Origin of the sequence: Ralstonia sp. 24A2 (assembly GCF_051783885.1) — a bacterium.
Lineage (GTDB): Bacteria > Pseudomonadota > Gammaproteobacteria > Burkholderiales > Burkholderiaceae > Ralstonia.
The window spans coordinates 2,618,776-2,638,249 of the sequence record NZ_JBPVZD010000002.1 but is presented as its reverse complement, the minus strand read 5'-3'; the positions used below and the strand labels follow the sequence as shown (position 1 = coordinate 2,638,249).

Genomic DNA, 19,474 nt, shown 5'->3' with positions numbered 1-19,474 from the left:
TCCTTCCCTTTGCAAGCAATGCGTCCTATCGATCTACCCCTCCCCGAGATCACGCCCCGGCGGCGCTGGCTGCCTTCGATGGTCTGGCTCGTGCCGCTGATTGCAGCATTGATTGGGCTCGCACTCGTCGCCAAGACCATCGCCGAGAAAGGCCCGACCGTCACCGTCACCTTTGCCAATGCCGAAGGCCTTGAGGCTGGCAAGACCAAGGTGAAGTACAAGGACGTTGAGATCGGCACGATTCAAGCGATTTCGCTGACCAACGATCTCAAGCGCGTGATGGTGAAGATTCAACTGGCGCACGAAGCCGAGCGATTTGCAACCAAGGACACGCGGTTCTGGGTGGTCCGACCGCGTGTGGGCGCGAGCGGCATCTCCGGGCTCGGCACGTTGCTTTCGGGTGCGTATATCGGCGTGGACATCGGTCGCTCCAAGGACGGCCAGACCCAATTTGTGGGGCTGGAGAGCCCGCCTTCCGTCACCACCGATCAGCAAGGGCGCCAGTTCTCGCTACGCGGCGATTCGCTCGGGTCTGTCGATATTGGTGCGCCGGTCTTCTATCGCCATCTGCAAGTGGGGCAGGTGGTGGGCTTTGCGTTGGACAAGCAAGGCGGGGGCGTGCAGGTGAACGTGTTCGTGAACGCGCCCTACGACAAGTACGTGGGTGCCAACACGCGATGGTGGCATGCCAGCGGGGTGGATCTGCGGCTCGATTCCAGCGGGTTGAAGCTGAACACGCAGTCGCTCGCCACCGTCATCGTCGGCGGCCTGGCGTTTCAGTCGCCGCAAGGCCAGGCGGATGGGCCACCGCCGCCAGACAACACGGTGTTCAAGCTGGCATCGGACGAGGCGGACGCAATGCGTGAGCCCGACGGTGCGCCGTTGACCGTTGTCATGCGGTTCAACCAGTCGCTGCGTGGGTTATCTGTCGGCGCACCTGTGGATTTGCGCGGCATCGCGCTCGGCAACGTCACCGACATCGGCATCGAGTACGACGAGGCGGCCAAGACGTTCAGCATGCGGGTCATGATGGCGCTGTACCCGTCGCGGCTCAGCCGGCGCAGCAACACGTCGCTTCCTGCGCCCGACACACCGGGCGGCCATGAGCTGCTGCAGCATCTGGTCATGCAAGGGCTGCGTGGGCAGCTTCGCATGGGCAATCTGCTGACCGGGCAGCTGTATGTCGCGCTCGATATGTTCCCCAAGGCGCCGCACGCGACAGTCGATGTCCATCGCTCGCCTGTGGAGCTACCGACCGTTCCGAATTCGCTCGACGAGTTGCAGGTGCAGCTTGCCGACATTGCGAAGAAGCTGAACCAGGTGCCATTCGACAAGATCGGCAGCAACCTGAACGGCGCGCTGGAAAACGCCAACCGCCTGTTCGGTCACCTGGATACAGAGGTGGTGCCCCAGGCGCGGGACACGCTGGCTTCTGCGCAGCAGACCTTCAATGCGGCACAGGCCACCTTGCGGCAGGACTCGCCGCTCCAGTCGGATGTGCACGAGGCGATGCAGGAGCTGACCCGCACGCTTCAATCGCTCAATGCGCTGACGGACTATCTGGAGCGCCATCCGGAATCGCTGTTGTTTGGCAAGAAGGGGGATGCGCGGTGATGTTCTCCTGGTTCCCGATTCGCTGCGTGCTTGCCGGTGCAGGTGCCTGCGCAGCCCTGGCGGCGTGCAGTTCGCCGCCGGCGCGTTTCTATAGCTTGCGTGCTGCCGATGGGGTTGCGGTGGCCGCACCCGCACCCGCACCGGCGTTGCTCGTCGACGTGCTGCCAGTGCGTGTCCCGCCCTCAGTGGCCGGCAGGCGGCTGGTGGTGCAAACCAGTTCAGGCCAGGTCGACGTGCTTGAGATGGATCGCTGGGCTTCGCCCGTCGCCGATGAAATCCGCGCGGCGCTCTCGTCGGGGATGGCGTCGCAGACCCGCGTCATGGACCTGCACGGCCTTCCCTACGATGGAAAACACCCGGTCTACCGTGTGGCTGTGGAAGTGCAGCGGTTTGAATCGTGGCGCGGCTCGCATGTCTCAGTCGACGCCGTATGGACGATTCGCACGGCGGAAGATCGTCAAGTGCTGACGTGCCGCAGCGTCGTCCGGGAGGACGTGTCCGCAGGCATTGATGGCGTGGTGCAGGGCCATCGGCGCGCACTGAAGACGCTGGCTTCGCAGATGGCGGAGGCGCTGGTTACTTACGCTGCTGCACCCTCAGAGGCGGCGCGGCCGATGCCAGGTTGTTTGGATTCGGCGGCCAGTACGTTGGCCAAGTGAGGTGGGTCGATCAGCGGGCGCCATAGACGCCCGCGCCCCAACGCGGGCAATCAGATCAGGCTGCGCTGTCTGCAATCTCCACGACGGGCAGCGGCCGGGCGGCCACCTTCTCGGCTTCAGCGCGCTTGAGCCCCAGCGTTTGGAGCAGCACGGCGGCGGTGCGTTCGGGGAAATGCTCGCCCGTGAAGCCCAGCTCCTGGACGATATTGGCAGCCGGCGCATCCGGCGCCAGAAAGTTGAGTTCGGCCGAGATGGCCGTGAGCACCGTGCCGCCGACCGACAGGAAGCCGATGAACGGATCGGCAAGCACAAACCGCTTTGCGGTAATACCGCGCTCGATATCGCGCAGCAAGCGTTGGCCGAGGCCGTGTGTCAGAACGCGCGCCGAGAAGCCCTCCCGAATGAGAAAGCGCCCCCATACAGGCTCGCGCCGCGCCCGGACCAGCGTATGCCGCACCGACACGGAAATGATCTCAGCCGGGTCGGATAGCCCTTCCGTGACCTTGTCGAGCGAATCGGCGAACTCTTCAAACACCGAGCTCACCAGCGCGGCGTAGATGGCTTCCTTCGACTCGAAGTGGTTGTAGAACGACCCGAAACCGACGTCCGCCGCCTCGGTAATTTCATTGATGGCTACGCCTTCCATGCCCCGATCGGCCATGAGCCCGAGCGCGGCATCCAGCAGACGTGCGCGTGTTTCACGCTTGCGCCGCGCGCCACGCGGCTCGCGCTCTTCAACTGCGGGCGCCGCAGGCGTGGGCGTCTTCGCGGTGGGGCGCTTCGGTGTTCGGCGAGTCTCGGTGGTGGCCATGGCGGTCTGCAATCCTTGTTATGGCCGCAATTATAGATTCGAACGTCGATATTGACAAAATCATCAGTGATGACTTTAATGTCAAAAAGGCGAGGAAAGCCTGGTAGAGACGTAGACAAAGACACGGAGTAGCGGTGGAGACAAATGCACATGCGCGTGCCAGTTCGCGCGTTGAGGATGGCTCACGCCCCACGGGGGGAAGTGACCTGCCATCTCAAGTAGACATCCTTGTCGTGGGGCTCGGCCCCGTCGGGGCCATGGTGGCAAATCTATTGGCGCGTCACGGCGTGAGTGTGATGGCCATCGACAAGGCTCCCGACATCCATATGGCCCCGCGCGCCATTGCGCTGGACAACGAAGCCTTGCGAATCCTGCAACAGGCCGGTATCGGCGAGGGCGATTTCGAAACGGTAGCGATTCCGTACGTGCGCATGCGTTCCCCCTGGCTTGGGGAGTTCGGCAGAGTCAATACGCTGGGCAGCCTGGACGGCCATCCGAAGCTTGTCACGTTCTATCAGCCCGATCTGGAGCGCTGCCTGCGCGCACGCCTGGCCACGCACGATGGCGTGCATATCGCGCTGGGCACTACGTTGCTCAGCATCACCCATCTGCCCGATTGCGTGCTGGCTTCGCTCGATGTCGGGCGCGGTCAGGTACACCGGGTCCGCGCGCGCTACGTGGTCGGTGCCGATGGTGCGAGTTCCGTTGTGCGCCACCTGATTGGGCAGGAATTCCGGGGCACGACGTACGCCGAGGATTGGCTCGTCGTCGACGCGCGTCATGTGCCCAAGCCGATCGATCACGTTGAGTTTCTCTGCGACCACCGGCGCCCCACGCCGCACATGGTCGCCCCGGGCGGCCGCGAGCGCTGGGAGTTCATGCTCCACCCCGGGGAGAGCCGCGAAGAGATGGAGTCGGACAACCGTATTCGCGCGTTGCTGCAGCCATGGACCAACGTGGACGACATCACGATCGAGCGCAAGGCGGTCTATCGCTTCCACGCCAGAACTGTTGACCGGTTCAGCGTTGGCCGGGTCTTCCTCGTTGGCGACGCCGCGCACATTACGCCGCCGTTCGTCGGCCAAGGGCTGGTGGCTGGCCTGCGGGATGCGGCCAACCTGAGCTGGAAGCTGGCCTGGGTGCTGCAAGGCCGAGCGGACGCACGGATTCTCGACAGCTATGACGAAGAACGCCGCCCGCATGCTAAAGCCATGATCAATCTCGCACGGTTCATGGGCAAGCTGGTGATGCCGCGCAGCGCCCCGATCGCGCTGTTGACGCATGGCCTGATGCGCTTGACCCGGCTTGTGCCCGGGCTGCGCTCGCAGTTTGAAGAGCTGCGCATCAAGCCGCAGAACGCGTTCAAGACCGGGCTTTTTGTCGAAGGATGCTCGTCAACAAAGCTGACGCGTGGCGGCGTTCTTCCGCAGGGTTGGGTCAGGAATGCAGATGGGCGCACGTGCCTGAGCGACGACGTGCTCGGCCACGGCTACACGCTGGTCAGCTTTGGCTGCGACACCCGCACGGCGCTGGAGCCCGCAACGGCAGCCGCATTTGCCCGCCTGGGCGGTGTGTTCGTTCAGATCGCGCATCGCGGGCAGTCTCTGCCTTCTGAGAAGCAATGCGTGTGGGAAGACATCAACGGCGCGTTCCTGCCGGACGCCGTGCCCGTCGGGTGGGTGGCCGTTGTGCGCCCCGACCGCACGGTGGTGCATGACGGGCCCGCCGCCGAGGCAGACCGCCTCGTTCGCGAAAGCCTGGCGCTGCTCGGCGGCCAGGCGGACCCCATGCCAGCCACTGCCGCAACTGTTCAATCCGCTTGAGTGTCTAGCCATGAAACTCACCACAGCACAGCCCGCACGTCATCCACGGCCGACGACGAAGGCGTCGGCGCTTGCGTACCTGATGTTCGACCGGCCTGATCTTGAAGAGGCCGAGCGGTTCCTCAATGACTTTGGTCTCGTGACCGTGCAGCGGGATGACGCGACGCTGCTCTTGCGCGGGACCGGCCCGGCGCCGTTCTGCTATGTCGTCCGCAAGGCTGCGAAGGCGGCGTTTGTCGGTTTCGGATTGCAGGTGGCTGACCGCGCAGCGTTGGATGCGCTCGCGAAGGTGTCTGGCGCATCGGTGGTGGAACCATCAGATTTGCCGGGTGGCGGCGATCGAGTGCGCCTTGTCGATCCGTCCGGCTTTCGTGTCGATGCCGTCGCGGGTCAGATGCCCGTGGCTGCGCTGCCGCACCGCGCACCGTTGCCGCTCAACTCGGTTGACGCGCCGCTGCGCATCAACGAAACACAGCGGCCGCCTGCGGCTGTGCCAGAGGTGATCCGCCTGGGGCACGTTGTCCTGGAGCTTGCCGACTTCCAGGCGACCTGCGCCTGGTACACGCAGCACTTCGGTTTTATTCCCAGTGACATCCAGGTACTGCCGGACGGCTCGCCTGCGGTGGCCTTCATGCGGCTGGATCTGGGCGACATGCCGGCCGATCACCACACGCTCGCGCTCGCTCAGGGTTTTGTTTCGAAGTACAGCCACAGCGCCTTCGAGCTGATCGATGCCGATGCCGTCGGCATGGGGCACCGCATGCTGCGGGAGCAGGGGTGGGATCACGCCTGGGGGCTGGGCCGGCACATCCTCGGCAGCCAGATATTCGATTACTGGCAAGACCCGTGGGGCGACAAGCACGAGCACTACTGCGACGGTGACCTGTTCACCGCAGATCGGCCGACGGGCATCCACCCCGTCAGCCGCGAGGCCATGTCGCAGTGGGGCCAGGCGATGCCCGCCAGTTTCACCAAGCCGAAGCTGACACCGTCGGCTATCGCGGCGCTCGTTCGCAACCTGCGTCGCAGCCCAGACCTGACGTTCCGCAAGCTGGTGACGCTCGCCAAGATATTTGCCTGAGGCAGCCCGGAAGCGTCCTGCCTTCATTCACCCAACGCATCTTTTGCCATGTCGATCAATATCGTTCGCTTTGAATACCAGGGTCAGGTCCAGTGGGGCGTGATCCGGGATACGCGCATCACACCGGTGCCAGGCACCTTTGCCACGACGGGTGACTTCGTCCGCAATACAACGCTGACTGAGCTTGCCGCGCTGAATGGGGAAGCGCTCGCGGTGTCCGCGGTGAAGCTGCTGTCTCCGGTCACGCGCAACCAGCAGTTCATCTGCCAGGGTGCCAACTACCGCCAGCACATGATCGAGTCCGGCATGGACCCGGACGTGAAGACGTACAACATGATCTTCACCAAGGCATCGAGCTGCATCGTCTCGGCCGATAGCGACGTGATCAAGCCGAAGCGCGTGCAGTTTCTCGACTACGAGATCGAGCTTGGGCTGGTCATGCGCAAAGCCATTCACGGTGCGGTCGACGTGACGGAGGGCAACCTGCACGAGTACGTGGCTGGCGCCGTGATCGTGAATGACTATTCCGCACGCGACGTCCAGATCCCGCAGATGCAGTTCTACAAGGGCAAGTCGTTCCGCACGTTCGGCCCGGTCGGCCCGTGGCTGACGCTGCTGGAACCGCCCGATTTCCCGGCGCTCAGAAGCCTGCAGCTCAAGCTGACCGTCAACGACAAGCTCCGACAGAACGACACGACGGCCAACCTCGTCTATGGCCCCGCCGAGACGCTGACCGAACTGTCTCGCGTGCACGACCTGGAACCGGGCGACTTGTTGGCGACCGGCACGCCGGCGGGCTGCGCGCTGTCGATCCCGTCGCCCACCAAGCAGAAGGTCGCTGCGATGCTGCCCGAGAAGGCGAAGTGGGAGATGTTCCTGAAGGTGCAAGCTGGGCGAACCCAGTACCTCAAATCGGGCGATGTGGTGGAAGCGCGTATCCATTCGTCCGATGGACGGATCGATCTGGGCGCGCAGCGCAATCGCATCGTCGCCGAGGAGTGAAAACCATGTCCGGATTCGCCAGCTTGCGCGACGTGGAAGTTGCGGAAGCGCACGGTCTTCCACTCGATCTTCCACAGAGCACCTACGAGATGATCCGCCGTGGCGCCAGCCTGAATCCGAAGGCGCCGGCGCTGAGCTTCTTCTTGACCGTCAATGATCACCGTACGCCGCAGACGTGGAGCTATGAGGCGCTTCTCGCGCGCATCACGCAGACGGCGAACTTCTTCGACAGCATTGGCGTCAAGAAAGACAGCGTGATCGCATTTGTGTTGCCCAACCTTCCAGAGACGCATTTCGTGATCTGGGGCGGACAGACTGCCGGTATCGTCGCGGCCTTCAACCCGCTGCTCGAAGGGGCCGCGCTGGCCGAGTTGCTCAATGCCGCCGGCGCATCGGTGTTGGTCACGCTGGCACCGTTTCCAGGCACCGACACCTGGGCCAAGCTGCAACCGCACTTGCCTGCCATCAAGAGCCTGAGGCACCTGGTGCTGGTGAATCTGGTCGACCGGGTGCATGGCGCGGCGCAATGTGCCGCGCAGATACAAAAGAACGAGGCCCTGCGACTGCTCGGTCCGCAAGGGCTGCACGGCGCTGTCCCGACGTCGGTACGTATCCACGATTTCAACAGCGCCGTCCAGGCGCAACGTGCGGACGGCCTGAACAGCGGGCGACGCATTGCTGCGCAAGATGCGTCTTCGTATTTCTGTACGGGTGGCACTACGGGCCTGCCGAAGATCGCCATGCGCAGTCATGGAAACGAAGTGGCGAACGCGTGGAGCACCTCGCAGGTGCTGGGTGACGGGATCGGGCCCGGTAAGGTCGTGTTTTGCGGGTTGCCGTTGTTCCACGTCAACGGCGTTCTGGTGACGGGGCTGCTGCCGTTTTCTAAAGGCGCGCATGTCGTGCTTGGCACGCCGCAGGGCTATCGCGGCGAGGGCGTGATCCAGCGTTTCTGGGAGATCGTCGAGCACCATCGCGTGAACTTCTTCAGCGGCGTACCGACGCTGTACGCCTCGTTGCTGCAAGTGCCTGTTGGCGGGCGGGATGTGAAATCGCTCGAATACGGCCTATGCGGCGCAGCACCCATGCCGGTGGAGGTGTTTCGCCGCTTCCAGGAACAGACCGGCATCAAGATCCTCGAGGGCTATGGGCTCACCGAAGCCACATGTGTGAGCAGCGTCAATCCGCCGATGGGCGAGCGCCGCCTTGGCTCCATTGGCCTGCGCGTTCCCACGCAGCAGATGAAGACCGTCGTACTGGGCGATGGCGGCGAGTACCTGCGTGATTGCGTTGTCGATGAAGTCGGCGTGGTGCTGGTGTCGGGCCCCAATGTCTTCGCGGGCTACCGCCAGACAGAGCAAAACAAGGGGCTCTGGATCGATACGGGGGACGGCCAGCGATGGCTCAACACCGGCGATCTGGCTCGGCAGGACGCACAAGGCTACTTCTGGCTCACGGGCCGCAAGAAGGAGCTGATCATCCGAGGCGGCCACAACATCGATCCGCTCACCATCGAAGCGCCACTGCATCGTCACCCAGCGGTACAGATTGCCGCTGCCGTCGGGCGTCCGGACGTACATGCAGGGGAGCTGCCGGTTGCGTACGTGCAGTTGCGTGCCGGTGCGTCTGCAACGGAAGCTGAATTACTGGCCTTCCTGAAGGCAGAGATTGGGGAACGGGCCGCGCTACCCCGGCAGGTCAACATCCTTGAAACGATGCCCCTGACTGCCGTGGGCAAGATCTTCAAGCCCGCACTCAGGCACCGTGAAACACGCGAAGCCCTGTCTGCGGCGCTCGGGGATGCGGGCATTGCGTTTGACGCGTTGGATGTCGCCGAAGACAAATCAAGAGGCCTGTCGATCTCAGTAAAGCTCGATGCATCGGCATCGACGGCCGCTGCGCGTGAAGTGCTGGGCCGGTTCCCGTTTCCCTTTTCCATCAATTGAAGGCGAGTGGGCCAGCGTTGCGGCTCACCTGACCGAAGGAGGAATTCCTCGCCCGTTCACCCCATCGTGAGCGGGTGAAGTGCCCTGCGCCGCATGGCGGCGCATTCCTGCAGTTGCAGTTCCCACATTACAAAAATCGGAGACAACATGAAGTACACACGCGCGGCAATGCTTTTGTCGCTCGCGGCGACCTCGCTCGCCCATGCGCAGTCGGCAGGGCAGTGGGTCGTCAATGCGGGCTGGATGCATCTCGCTCCTCAAGATTCCAGCCAGCCTTTGACCGTGAATGCCCTCGGGCAATCGGCCGTAGTGCCCGGCAGCGGGTCGACACTGGCTAACGCCAATACCTTCGCGCTCACCACGCGGTATTTCGTCACGGACCGTGTAGCCCTCGAAACGGTGCTCGGCATTCCACCCAAGCTGCACCTGAACGGGACCGGATCGCTGGCGTCTGTCGGCGAGATGGGCACAGCACGGGCGTGGAGTCCGGCCGCGCAAGTGCAGTACCACTTTGGCGAGCCAACCGCGCGTATCCGGCCTTATCTGGGCGCCGGTCTCGCCTACGTCTGGTATCGGGACATCGAACTCAGCAGGCCCTTGGCGACCGGGCAGATTCTCGCTTCGCCAACAACCGGCTCCATGTTGGTCGGTCCGACCACGGCATCGCTGAGCAAGTCGTTCGCGCCGATCGTCAATGCGGGCCTGACGTACAACATCGACGCGCATTGGTCGATTGGCGCATCGGTGTCGTATATGTGGCTGTCCACCAAGGCGACGCTGACGACGCAGGCGCCGGTTGGCACCGTGACAACGACGACAAAGGTGCGGATCAACCCGCTGGCGAGCTTTCTGTCGGTGGGGTACCGGTTCTAGTGCTGATGTGCGTGCTAGGCATGCGGCACGCGAGCCACACGCCTTCCACCTTCGCACCGAAGCGTCAGAACACCTTGATGATCCGAATCTGTGTGAAGTCCCCGGCCTTGGTGTTGTGCGATGCGATTGTCCGCATGTATTGGAGCGTGACCGCCGCGTCGATGCCGGGCACCTTCATCGTGAAGAAACCCCCAACATTGATCGCGCTTCGACGCGCAACGACCGCTCATCGCGGGCTCCACTGCGTGCATGCCCGGTCTGCGAGACTAGGGTGTTGTCGCGTAGTCAACACAGTTCCGTCCTCTGCGCTTAGCCTCGTAGAGCGCATCGTCCGCGGCCTTAGTCAATGCATTCAATGACGGAAAGCTTGATCGGCGCGCGGTGGCACAACCGACACTCACTGTGAATGGTGCCAAGCCCGGGCTGCCAACTGTGGTACGGGTCGCTTCGACTTCCGCACGTATCGCTTCAGCGATTTGCGTGGCACCGGCTTCGTCAGTGTCGGGAAGCACGACCACGAACTCCTCTCCACCGTATCGGGCCGCAAGATCGCCGCGTCGTCGCGCATGCTTGGAAATGCAGTTGGCGAGGTACTGGAGCGCGTTGTCACCCTGTGCATGTCCGTGCTCGTCGTTATAGCGTTTGAAGTGATCGGCATCGACAAAGAGCACGGATAGACAACTGCCGTTGCGTTGCAGGCGATCCCACTCGTTTTCCAGTACGACATCCAGTGCGCGCCGGTTCTTCAGGCCAGTGAGCGGGTCGGTTTGTGTCAGCTCACGCAGGTGGTTTTCGGCCGCCACGCGCCCACGCAGGGCGAATGCGAGGAGCCATACGCCTGCGCAGAACGCGAGACTCACGGACAGTGACGATAGTCCTACGATCCATGACAGCCGCCGCCAGGCTGCAAGTGCATCGTCCATTGCCGGGGCGACCACGGCGATGAATGGTGTGCCTGGCACGCGTTGAAATGTGTATAGGCGTAGCACGCCGTCGCTGGCCGAGGGCGCCACATAGAAGCCCGACTCCTGATTCACCATGCGCGGGAACACGAGGGATTTGTTGAGACTGAACGCGCGGGTTGCGCTAGGTGGCGGATTTCTCGCCACCAGTGTTCCATCGATGCGGACAATGGCAGTGACGCCGCGCGGCCCGACATCCAGCTTTTCAAGAAGTTGCCTGAAGTAGTCGAGGTCGATTGCGACCAGCGCGGTGCCCGCGAATGTCCCATCCCGTCGGTTCATCCTTCGGCTAAGCGCAATGGCCTCCACGCCCGCGCGTGACCGTGCCTGATAGACGGCGGACACATAGAGGCCAACGTTTGCGTGGTCGCGGTGGACGATGAAGTAGTCGCGGTCGCTGAAATTCCAGTGATGCGTCGGGGAGCAGCAACCGTCAACGAGCTGGCCCTTGTCGTCGGTGATGCCCATGCCCGTGAGGTGCTGGGCGGAGGCCGTCTGGCTGAAAAGCAGGTCATGCCGTACCTCTGGATCCAGGTTTCGGATGCCGGGCTTGTCGATCTCGGCGATCAGCATCTGCAGCGATTGATCTGCCGAGTCGACGGTGCGCGAGACGTGGCTTGCCAGAACGGCGGCGACATTTTTTGAGGTTTCGTGAGCGTGCTCGATGGCCGTTTCACGGTCTGCCCACAGCGTCAGCACGCTGATGGACAGGACCACCAGTGTCAGCAACGTCCCCAGTGCACCAACGAAAAAGGGATGGTGGCCTGCCAAGGTGGCCAGCCGTTGGGCGTAGGGACGAAGGGGCATGTCGTGGTCTTGGGCGCGACGACAGACCGCACGTCTGCTGGTTCGTGAGGCAGACTGCAGCCGATCTGGGGGCGGTATTGGCGCGTGCGTGGCACGCCGTCACCGCCGGTTATCGGCACAAGACAGGAAAACTGCAGTCCGGCGAGCTGCTTTTTGTTGCAAGCCCTGCCTTTGAGACACAAATACCCGGCGACGGTGTAGGCATTCAGCACCCAGGAACGGTCCGCCGTGTTGGCTTGCGCAAACCCTGCGCGTAAGGCGCTGAAAACGGCGAACAGCATCGTGCCGTCCATCGACACAAGGAATGCCGCCACACTGGCGATCCAGAACACCGGCCAAGGGATGCGCCGGCAGGCTGCGCGTTAGGTGCGGCCGGTGCCATCGTGGCGGACGCCGTGGCTGTGGCGTTGTCTAGGTGCGTCAGTTCCGATGGAGCGCGCCGGATGCATTCCGCGCAGCCAACCTCAGGAGAGTCCGAATGTCTTGCGCAGGCCCGAGTCGACCGGACCTGCCGGCATGAAGCGGCGCAGTTTGCGCAGGAGGGATGCCTCGCCTTTGGGTGTGCGGCGCATCTTCCACGCACCCAGTGCAGCATCGACCACCGTGCGGGCGACGCTATCCGGGTCCGGTGCGTTCTGGACAGCTTGTTGAATGGTCCGGGACACGACGCTGCGCTCCGCGTCGTAAGCCGGGACCTTGGACGCCGCCTGCGGCGCGTTGGTATCGAGGCTGGTCTTGGTGAACGAGGGTTCGACAAGCGCCACGCGGATGCCGAACTTGCGCACCTCGTGATCCAGCGTCTCGGACATGCCCTCCACCGCGTGCTTGGATGCCGAATACAGGCCCATGTAGGGCGCTGGCAGGAAGCCAAGCACCGAGCTGATGTTCACGATTCTTCCCGAGCGTTGCGCGCGCATGTGCGGCAGCACGGCTTGCGTGGTGCGCAAGATGCCGAACACGTTGGTGTCAAACAGCGTCTGCGCTTCGGCAACCGACGTTTCTTCGGTTGCGCCGAGCAGAGCCACGCCTGCACTGTTGACCAGCACATCGATGCGCTTCGCCTGCCTGATGATGGTCTCGATTCCTTGCTGAACCGAGGCTTCATCGCGGATATCCATCTGGACCAGTTCAACGCCGGCGATCGGCTGTGTTGTCGCGAGGTTGCGCACCGTGCCGAACACGCGGCAGCCCCGCAGGGCAAACTTTGCGGCGGTCGCACGGCCAATGCCGGAGGACACGCCGGTAATCACAATAACTCTGGAATTCGACATGGCAGTTTTTTGCTGGATGAGTGGGCAGGTGCTGCGGAAAATCGGTTCTTGCGAGGGGACTATTTGCTGGCGACGGCAGTCGATGGGTCGGGCTGCCAGCCGCCGCCCAGCGCCTTGAACGCCGCAACGGCAGCGCGCGCGGATTCCGTTTGCGCCTGAGCGCGCGCGTCCGATGCGCGCAACAGGCTTTCGTCGGCTTGCAACACTTCAATCAGGCTGACGACACCCTTTTGGTACGCGGCGAACGAGGCGTTTCGCGCGCGGCCAAGCGAGTCCACGCCTTGTGTGAGCACAACGGCTTGCTCCTCGCGCTTGACCAAGGCAGAGAAGGCGTCTTCCACGTCTTCCGTGGCGCGCAGCACGGCGAGCCGGTACGCGGCCAGCATCTCTGCCTCCTGTCCCTTGGCCTGATCGATCTGCGCGTTGATACGGCCGAAATCGAACAGGCGCCAGCGCAGGCCGAGCACGCCTGCAAATTGGCTGGCACCGCTGCCGAACAGGCTGCCGGCGCCCACCGATGTGGCGCTGCCGAGCAAGCCGCCAAGCGAGAACTTCGGGTAGTACTCCGCGATGGCGACACCAATGCGCGCGTTGGAGGCCGCGAGGCGGCGCTCGGCGACGATGAGGTCAGGCCGGCGCCGCAGCAGCTCGCCCGGTGATCCGCTGATCGCGATCTGCGGAGCGGCTGGGATGTCTTTGTCTTCCGCCAGCTCGGTCCGGTGCGTGCCCGGCAGTGAGCCGAGCATCACGTCCAGCGCGTTCATCGCGGCATCGAGGCCCGCCTCAAGCTGTGGGATGGAAGCGCGCACCTGAGCCAGTGCGCCTTCGGCTTGCCGGACTTGAAGCTCCGCCGCCAGTCCCTTGCCATAGAGCAGGTTGATGGTGGCGAGCAATGCCTCCTGCGTCTGCACTTGGTGGCGCGCTACCTTCAGGCGCGTTTGCAAGCCGCGGAGGGTGATGTAGATATCGGCCGTCTGCGCGGCCACGGCCAACCGTGTGGCGACCGCACCGGCCTGGGAGGCCTGGTAGTCCGCCAGCGCAGCCTCGCGGCCACGGCGTAGGCCGCCGAATACGTCCAGCTCCCAGCTTGCGTTGGCGTCGGCCTCGAACGCGTTGCCGTAGCGGTCAAAGCCCGGTCTCGAATTCAGGACGCGGCCCAACGGGGTTTCAACGGACTGGTACGCACGCGCCGCTTGGCCCGTGACGTTGCCAGAGGGCAGCAACGCCGCATTGGCAGCCCCCAAGCCCGCACGTGCTTGCGTGACCCGGGCGAAAGCCTGGGCAAGGTCCAGGTTTTGTTCCAGCGCCAGTTGCACGAACTGCGTGAGTTGCGGATCGCCAAAGCCGGCCCACCACGTGGATAGATCGGCTGCCGCATTGGCCGGGCGCTGCTCGACTGCCGTCTGGCCCAGGAATCGTTCGGGAACCGGCGCATCGGGCTTCACATAGTCTGGGCCGACGGCACAACCGGCTGCCAGGCTGGCAACGAGGAGGGCCGCAAGGGAGTGTTTTGGCAACATGGCGACGTCCATCGAAATTTTTAGTGACTATAGTACAAATTGGTCACAAGTTGTTCAACTATCTCGACTGGCGTAAGCTGGAGCCCATGAAGACCACTCCTTACCCCGTTTCCGCCCGCGGCCCGGCGGACCACGACGTGCGAGACCAGATCGTCGCCGCCGCCACCGAGCACTTCAGCCGCTACGGCTACGAGAAGACTGCCGTGTCCGATCTGGCCAAGGCCATCGGTTTTTCCAAGGCCTACATCTACAAGTTTTTCGAGTCCAAGCAGGCCATTGGCGAGATGATTTGCGCCAACTGCCTGCGCGAGATCGAGGCCGACGTGAATGCCGCTTTAGGCGAGGCTACCTCTGCACCGGATAAGCTGCGCCGCATGTTCAAAGCCTTGACGGAAGCCAGCCTTCGGCTGTTTTCCCACGACCGCAAGCTGTACGAGATCGCGGCCTCGGCAGCGACGGAGCGCTGGCAGTCGGTGATCGCCTATGAGGGGCGCATCCAGCAACTGCTGCGCGATGTGCTGCAGGAAGGCCGGGAGACCGGAGACTTTGAGCGCAAGACGCCGCTGGACGAGACCACGGCGGCCATCTACCTGGTCATGCGCCCGTACATGAATCCGTTGCTTTTGCAGTACAGCTTTGACTACACAGAGGTGGCCCCCGGGCTGCTTTCCAGTCTCGTCCTCCGAAGCCTTTCCCCCTGATGCGCAGTTTTTTTCTTTGTGACCATTGACTAAATTGGTCACAAGAACAAGAATGAAAGCCCAAATCATTCTGTCGATGGGGCTTTCATGCTTTCGCGTCGCTTCGTTACCTCTACCGCTGTCCTTGCGTTGCCGCTGGTGTTGATCGCCTGCGGCGAAAAGGCGCCTGCTGACCCACGCACCGAGGCGCCCTTGGTGCGTGTCGAGTTCGTGCAGCCGGTGGCTTCGGCATCGCGTTCGTTCACGGGCGTCGTCGCTGCCCGGGTGCAGAGCGACCTCGGGTTCCGTGTGCCCGGTAAGGTGCTGGAGCGGTTGGTGGACGCTGGACAAACCGTCAAGCGTGGGCAGCCGCTCATGCGTATCGACCCGGTCGATCTGAAGCTCGCCGCGCATGCACAGCAAGAAACCGTGGCGGCTGCAAAGGCACGCGCGCAACAGACGGCGGAAGATGAAGCGCGCTACCGCGATCTGCGCGGAACCGGTGCCATTTCCGCTTCGGCCTATGACCAGGCCAAGGCTGCGGCGGATGCAGCCAAAGCCCAGTTGAGCGCCGCAGAAGCCCAGGCCGATGTCGCGCGCAACGCCAGCCGCTATGCAGAACTCGTTGCTGATGGCGACGGCGTGGTCATGGAAACGCTGGCCGAGCCTGGCCAAGTCGTCAGCGCGGGGCAGGCGGTAGTGCGCCTGGCCCATGCCGGTCGCCGTGAAGCGGTGGTCCAGTTACCAGAAACGTTGCGGCCTGCGATCGGCTCGGTCGCACAGGCCACGCTGTTCGGCAAGGAAAGCGATGGCACGCCTGCCAAACTGCGGCAATTGTCGGACGCTGCGGACCGGCTTACCCGCACGTACGAAGCGCGTTATGTGCTGGATGGCGAGCTGGCCAACGCCCCGCTGGGCGCCACTGTCACGATCCAGATTCCCGATCGGCTGGCGACTGCGCAAGGCGATCTGCAGGTGCCCCTCGGCGCCGTGTTCGATGCCGGCAAGGGCCCGGGCGTGTGGGTCATCCAGGGCGACCCGGCCAAGGTGTCGTGGCGCTCCATCACCATTGTTCGCCTTGGTGACGAAGGCGCGCGCGTTGCCGGCCAGGTCAAGCAGGGCGACCGGATCGTCGCGCTTGGCGCGCAACTGCTGCGTGAGGGCCAGCAGGTCCGCGTGGCGGGTCAGGGCGCCAGCACTGCTATCGCGGGGGGGCGACTGTGAGCCAAGGTCGTTTCAACCTATCGGCACTTGCCGTGCGTGAGCGTGCCGTCACGCTGTTCCTCATTTGCCTGATCTCGCTGGCAGGGCTCGTTTCCTTCTTCAAGCTGGGGCGCGCGGAAGACCCGGCATTTACGGTCAAGGTGATGAACATCGTCACCGTATGGCCCGGCGCCACCGCGCAGGAAATGCAGGACCAAGTGGCCGAAAAGATCGAAAAGCGCATGCAGGAGCTGCGCTGGTATGACCGCACGGAAACGTACACGCGGCCGGGTCTCGCATTCACCACGTTGACCTTGCTCGACACCACACCGCCCTCGGAAGTGCAAGAAGAGTTCTACCAAGCGCGCAAGAAGGTTGGCGACGAGGTGGGCAACCTGCCGTCCGGCGTGATCGGGCCGATCGTCAATGACGAATATTCGGACGTGACCTTTGCCCTGTTTGCGCTCAAAGCGCAGGGCGAGCCGCAACGTGCGCTGGTGCGCGATGCGGAGACGCTGCGCCAGCGCTTGCTGCACGTGCCGGGTGTGAAGAAGGTCAACATCATTGGCGAGCAGTCCGAGCGTATCTACGTCGAGTTTTCACATGACCGGCTGGCGACGCTGGGTGTGAGCCCACAAGAGGTGTTTGCCGCGCTCAACAGCCAGAATGCGCTGACGGCTGCGGGCTCGGTCGAGACGAAGGGGCCGCAGGTGTTCATCCGCCTGGACGGCGCGTTCGACGAGCTGCAGAAGATCCGGGATACGCCGGTGGTATCGCAGGGCCGTACGTTGAAGCTGTCGGACATCGCCACAGTCAAGCGCGGCTATGAAGATCCCGCCACGTTCATGGTGCGCAATGGTGGGCAGCCCGCCTTGCTGCTGGGCATCGTGATGCGCGAGGGCTGGAACGGGCTCGACCTCGGCACGGCACTCGACAAGGAAGTCGGTGCCATCAATGCGGACATGCCACTGGGCATGAGCCTGACCAAGGTGACGGACCAGGCGGTCAACATCGCCGCGTCTGTTGACGAGTTCATGCTCAAGTTCTTTGCCGCGCTGCTGGTGGTGATGCTGGTGAGCTTCGTCAGCATGGGCTGGCGCGCGGGCCTGGTGGTGGCCGCTGCCGTGCCGCTCACGCTGGCCGTCGTGTTCGTGGTGATGGCCGCGACAGGCAAGAACTTCGACCGCATCACGTTGGGCTCTTTGATTCTGGCGCTGGGCCTGCTGGTGGACGACGCCATCATCGCCATCGAAATGATGGTGGTGAAGATGGAGGAGGGCTACAGCCGCGTGGCCGCTTCGGCCTATGCATGGAGCCACACGGCGGCGCCCATGCTGTCGGGCACGCTGGTGACGGCCGTCGGCTTCATGCCCAACGGCTTTGCGCGATCCACTGCGGGCGAATACACCAGCAACATGTTCTGGATCGTCGGCATTGCGCTGATTGCGTCGTGGGTGGTGGCGGTGGTGTTCACGCCGTACCTGGGCGTGAAGATGCTGCCCGACTTCAAGAAGGTCGAAGGTGGCCACGATGCGATCTACAACACGCCGCGCTACAACCACTTCCGTGCGCTGCTTGGCCGTGTGATCGCACGCAAATGGCTGGTCGCGGGTGCGGTGGTGGGCCTCTTCGCCTTGGCGATCGTGGGCATGGCAGTGGTCAAGAAGCAGTTCTTCCCGATCTCGGATCGCCCTGAAGTGCTGGTCGAGGTGCAGATGCCCTATGGCACGTCGATCAACCAGACAGACGCCGCGACCGCAAAGCTGGAAGCCTGGCTCGCCAAGCAGAAGGAAGCCAAGATCGTGACGGCCTACATCGGCCAAGGGGCACCACGCTTCTACTTGGCGATGGGGCCGGAATTGCCGGATCCGTCGTTCGCCAAGATCGTGATTCGCACCGACAGTCAGGAAGAGCGCGACGCGTTGAAGCAGCGCCTGCGCCAGGCCGTTGCTGATGGCTTGGCCTCGGAGGCGCGCGTGCGTGTCACGCAACTCGTGTTTGGTCCGTATTCGCCGTTCCCGGTGGCCTATCGCGTGACCGGCCCGGACGCGGAGACATTGCGTCGCATCGCGACCGATGTACAGCACGTCATGGACGCCAGCTCAATGATGCGTACAGTCAATACCGACTGGGGCACGCGCGTACCTACGCTGCACTTCACCTTGCAGCAGGACCGCTTGCAAGCCGTGGGGCTGACCTCCAGCGCCGTCGCACAGCAACTGCAATTCCTGCTCAACGGCATTCCCTTGACGGCCGTGCGCGAGGACATCCGTACCGTGCAGGTGACCGCGCGTTCAGCCGGTGGCGTTCGGCTCGACCCGGCCAAGATCGGCGATTTCACGCTGGCCGGTGCCAATGGGCAACGCATTCCGCTCTCGCAGGTCGGTAAGATCGATGTGCGCATGGAAGAACCCATCATCCGCCGGCGCGATCGCATGCCGACCATCACGGTACGTGGCGATATCGCCGACGGCTTGCAACCGCCCGATGTGTCGGGCGCCATCAGCAAGCAGCTTCAGCCCATCATCGAGAAACTGCCGAGCGGGTATCGCATTGAACAGGCGGGCTCCATCGAAGAATCGGGCAAGGCGACGAAGGCCATGCTGCCGCTGTTCCCGATCATGCTGGCCATCACGCTGGTCATCCTCATCTTCCAGGTGCGATCCATCCCGGCGATGGTCATGGTGTTTCTGACCAGCCCGCTGGGGTTGATTGGTGTGGTGCCCACGCTGATTCTGTTCGGGCAGCCGTTCGGCATCAACGCGCTGGTCGGCTTGATTGCGCTGTCGGGCATTCTGATGCGCAATACGCTGATCCTGATCGGGCAGATTCAGCACAACAAGGACGAAGGGTTGGATCCGTTCAGGGCAGTGGTGGAAGCGACTGTCCAACGTGCCCGCCCGGTGATTCTCACCGCGCTGGCCGCCATCCTGGCCTTCATCCCGCTGACCCATTCGGTGTTTTGGGGGGCGCTTGCCTACACGCTCATCGGCGGGACGTTTGCCGGGACGATCCTGACTCTGGTGTTCCTGCCGGCGATGTACTCCATCTGGTTCAGGATCCGGCCCGGCAACGTGGCCAACGCCCCCGAGGATCGGCATATGCAAGCGCAGCCATCCAGAGAACTGGTGCCCGAGTGATGCTGACTGGCAAGGGCGTGTGCTCGCCACATTGCCCTTGGTCTCAACCTGCTTTCGAACGCTACGTAAGCAGCGGAAAATT

At 63.4% G+C, this 19,474-nt stretch carries 14 protein-coding genes and 1 pseudogene; 10 read left to right on the top strand and 5 right to left on the bottom strand.

Annotation, left to right across the window (positions count from 1 at the left end; all coding sequences use genetic code 11):
- Positions 1-18 precede the first annotated feature (18 nt).
- Positions 19-1,614, top strand: coding sequence for an intermembrane transport protein PqiB (locus ACS13N_RS17175; RefSeq protein ID WP_438932746.1), 1,596 nt, complete (start codon positions 19-21; stop codon positions 1,612-1,614).
- Positions 1,614-2,273 carry a PqiC family protein gene (locus ACS13N_RS17170; protein WP_438932745.1) on the top strand — a complete coding sequence of 220 codons (660 nt, stop codon included), beginning with the start codon at positions 1,614-1,616 and terminating at the stop codon, positions 2,271-2,273. The genes ACS13N_RS17175 and ACS13N_RS17170 overlap by 1 nt, the downstream gene beginning before the upstream one ends.
- Positions 2,274-2,328: 55 nt before the next feature.
- On the opposite strand, the gene ACS13N_RS17165 is transcribed toward ACS13N_RS17170, so the two are convergent.
- Positions 2,329-3,084 (bottom strand): TetR/AcrR family transcriptional regulator, encoded by a 756-nt coding sequence (locus tag ACS13N_RS17165; RefSeq protein ID WP_438932744.1) that lies wholly within the window; start codon positions 3,082-3,084, stop codon positions 2,329-2,331.
- A gap of 134 nt (positions 3,085-3,218) precedes the next feature.
- On the opposite strand from ACS13N_RS17165, the gene ACS13N_RS17160 reads away from it, so the two are divergent.
- The 5 genes from ACS13N_RS17160 to ACS13N_RS17140 all read left to right on the top strand — a co-directional run bounded on the left by ACS13N_RS17160 (position 3,219) and on the right by ACS13N_RS17140 (position 9,809).
- Entirely contained in the window at positions 3,219-4,907 is a 1,689-nt protein-coding gene (locus ACS13N_RS17160) for a bifunctional 3-(3-hydroxy-phenyl)propionate/3-hydroxycinnamic acid hydroxylase (RefSeq protein WP_438932743.1), read from the top strand.
- A gap of 10 nt (positions 4,908-4,917) precedes the next feature.
- On the top strand, positions 4,918-5,988 hold the full coding sequence (locus ACS13N_RS17155; RefSeq protein ID WP_438932742.1) for a VOC family protein: 1,071 nt from the start codon (positions 4,918-4,920) through the stop codon (positions 5,986-5,988).
- A gap of 48 nt (positions 5,989-6,036) precedes the next feature.
- On the top strand, positions 6,037-6,990 hold the full coding sequence (locus ACS13N_RS17150) for a fumarylacetoacetate hydrolase family protein (RefSeq protein WP_438932741.1): 954 nt from the start codon (positions 6,037-6,039) through the stop codon (positions 6,988-6,990).
- A 5-nt stretch (positions 6,991-6,995) separates the two neighbouring features.
- On the top strand, positions 6,996-8,936 hold the full coding sequence (locus ACS13N_RS17145; protein ID WP_438932740.1) for an acyl-CoA synthetase: 1,941 nt from the start codon (positions 6,996-6,998) through the stop codon (positions 8,934-8,936).
- A gap of 147 nt (positions 8,937-9,083) precedes the next feature.
- Positions 9,084-9,809, top strand: a complete 726-nt coding sequence (locus ACS13N_RS17140) for an OmpW/AlkL family protein (RefSeq protein WP_438932739.1) — start codon at positions 9,084-9,086, stop codon at positions 9,807-9,809.
- Between the two features lie 266 nt (positions 9,810-10,075).
- On the opposite strand, the gene ACS13N_RS17135 is transcribed toward ACS13N_RS17140, so the two are convergent.
- The 4 genes and pseudogenes from ACS13N_RS17135 to ACS13N_RS17120 all read right to left on the bottom strand — a co-directional run bounded on the left by ACS13N_RS17135 (position 10,076) and on the right by ACS13N_RS17120 (position 14,369).
- Complete coding sequence (locus ACS13N_RS17135) at positions 10,076-11,578, bottom strand: diguanylate cyclase (protein WP_438932738.1); 1,503 nt, start codon at positions 11,576-11,578, stop codon at positions 10,076-10,078.
- Between the two features lie 188 nt (positions 11,579-11,766).
- A pseudogene (locus ACS13N_RS17130) lies at positions 11,767-11,960 on the bottom strand (MFS transporter); the annotation flags it as partial.
- A gap of 82 nt (positions 11,961-12,042) precedes the next feature.
- Positions 12,043-12,849, bottom strand: coding sequence for an oxidoreductase (locus ACS13N_RS17125; RefSeq protein ID WP_438932737.1), 807 nt, complete (start codon positions 12,847-12,849; stop codon positions 12,043-12,045).
- A 59-nt stretch (positions 12,850-12,908) separates the two neighbouring features.
- Positions 12,909-14,369 carry an efflux transporter outer membrane subunit gene (locus ACS13N_RS17120; protein WP_438932736.1) on the bottom strand — a complete coding sequence of 487 codons (1,461 nt, stop codon included), beginning with the start codon at positions 14,367-14,369 and terminating at the stop codon, positions 12,909-12,911.
- Positions 14,370-14,455: 86 nt separating this feature from the next.
- Here ACS13N_RS17120 and ACS13N_RS17115 point away from each other — a divergent pair, with 86 nt between their 5' ends.
- From ACS13N_RS17115 to ACS13N_RS17105, 3 genes are all read left to right on the top strand, one after another.
- Positions 14,456-15,070, top strand: a complete 615-nt coding sequence (locus tag ACS13N_RS17115) for a TetR/AcrR family transcriptional regulator (RefSeq protein ID WP_438932879.1) — start codon at positions 14,456-14,458, stop codon at positions 15,068-15,070.
- 87 nt (positions 15,071-15,157) lie between these two features.
- Positions 15,158-16,273 (top strand): efflux RND transporter periplasmic adaptor subunit, encoded by a 1,116-nt coding sequence (locus ACS13N_RS17110; protein WP_438932735.1) that lies wholly within the window; start codon positions 15,158-15,160, stop codon positions 16,271-16,273.
- Positions 16,270-19,392 carry an efflux RND transporter permease subunit gene (locus ACS13N_RS17105; RefSeq protein WP_438932734.1) on the top strand — a complete coding sequence of 1,041 codons (3,123 nt, stop codon included), beginning with the start codon at positions 16,270-16,272 and terminating at the stop codon, positions 19,390-19,392. The genes ACS13N_RS17110 and ACS13N_RS17105 overlap by 4 nt, the downstream gene beginning before the upstream one ends.
- Positions 19,393-19,474: the final 82 nt, after the last annotated feature.

Coding starts and splice junctions, on each gene's coding strand:
- ACS13N_RS17175 (WP_438932746.1), top strand. CDS start 19: ATGCGTCCTATCGATCTACCCCTCCCCGAGATCACGCCCCGGCGGCGC.
- ACS13N_RS17170 (WP_438932745.1), top strand. CDS start 1,614: ATGTTCTCCTGGTTCCCGATTCGCTGCGTGCTTGCCGGTGCAGGTGCC.
- ACS13N_RS17165 (WP_438932744.1), bottom strand. CDS start 3,084: ATGGCCACCACCGAGACTCGCCGAACACCGAAGCGCCCCACCGCGAAG.
- ACS13N_RS17155 (WP_438932742.1), top strand. CDS start 4,918: ATGAAACTCACCACAGCACAGCCCGCACGTCATCCACGGCCGACGACG.
- ACS13N_RS17150 (WP_438932741.1), top strand. CDS start 6,037: ATGTCGATCAATATCGTTCGCTTTGAATACCAGGGTCAGGTCCAGTGG.
- ACS13N_RS17145 (WP_438932740.1), top strand. CDS start 6,996: ATGTCCGGATTCGCCAGCTTGCGCGACGTGGAAGTTGCGGAAGCGCAC.
- ACS13N_RS17140 (WP_438932739.1), top strand. CDS start 9,084: ATGAAGTACACACGCGCGGCAATGCTTTTGTCGCTCGCGGCGACCTCG.
- ACS13N_RS17135 (WP_438932738.1), bottom strand. CDS start 11,578: ATGCCCCTTCGTCCCTACGCCCAACGGCTGGCCACCTTGGCAGGCCAC.
- ACS13N_RS17125 (WP_438932737.1), bottom strand. CDS start 12,849: ATGTCGAATTCCAGAGTTATTGTGATTACCGGCGTGTCCTCCGGCATT.
- ACS13N_RS17120 (WP_438932736.1), bottom strand. CDS start 14,369: ATGTTGCCAAAACACTCCCTTGCGGCCCTCCTCGTTGCCAGCCTGGCA.
- ACS13N_RS17115 (WP_438932879.1), top strand. CDS start 14,456: ATGAAGACCACTCCTTACCCCGTTTCCGCCCGCGGCCCGGCGGACCAC.
- ACS13N_RS17110 (WP_438932735.1), top strand. CDS start 15,158: ATGCTTTCGCGTCGCTTCGTTACCTCTACCGCTGTCCTTGCGTTGCCG.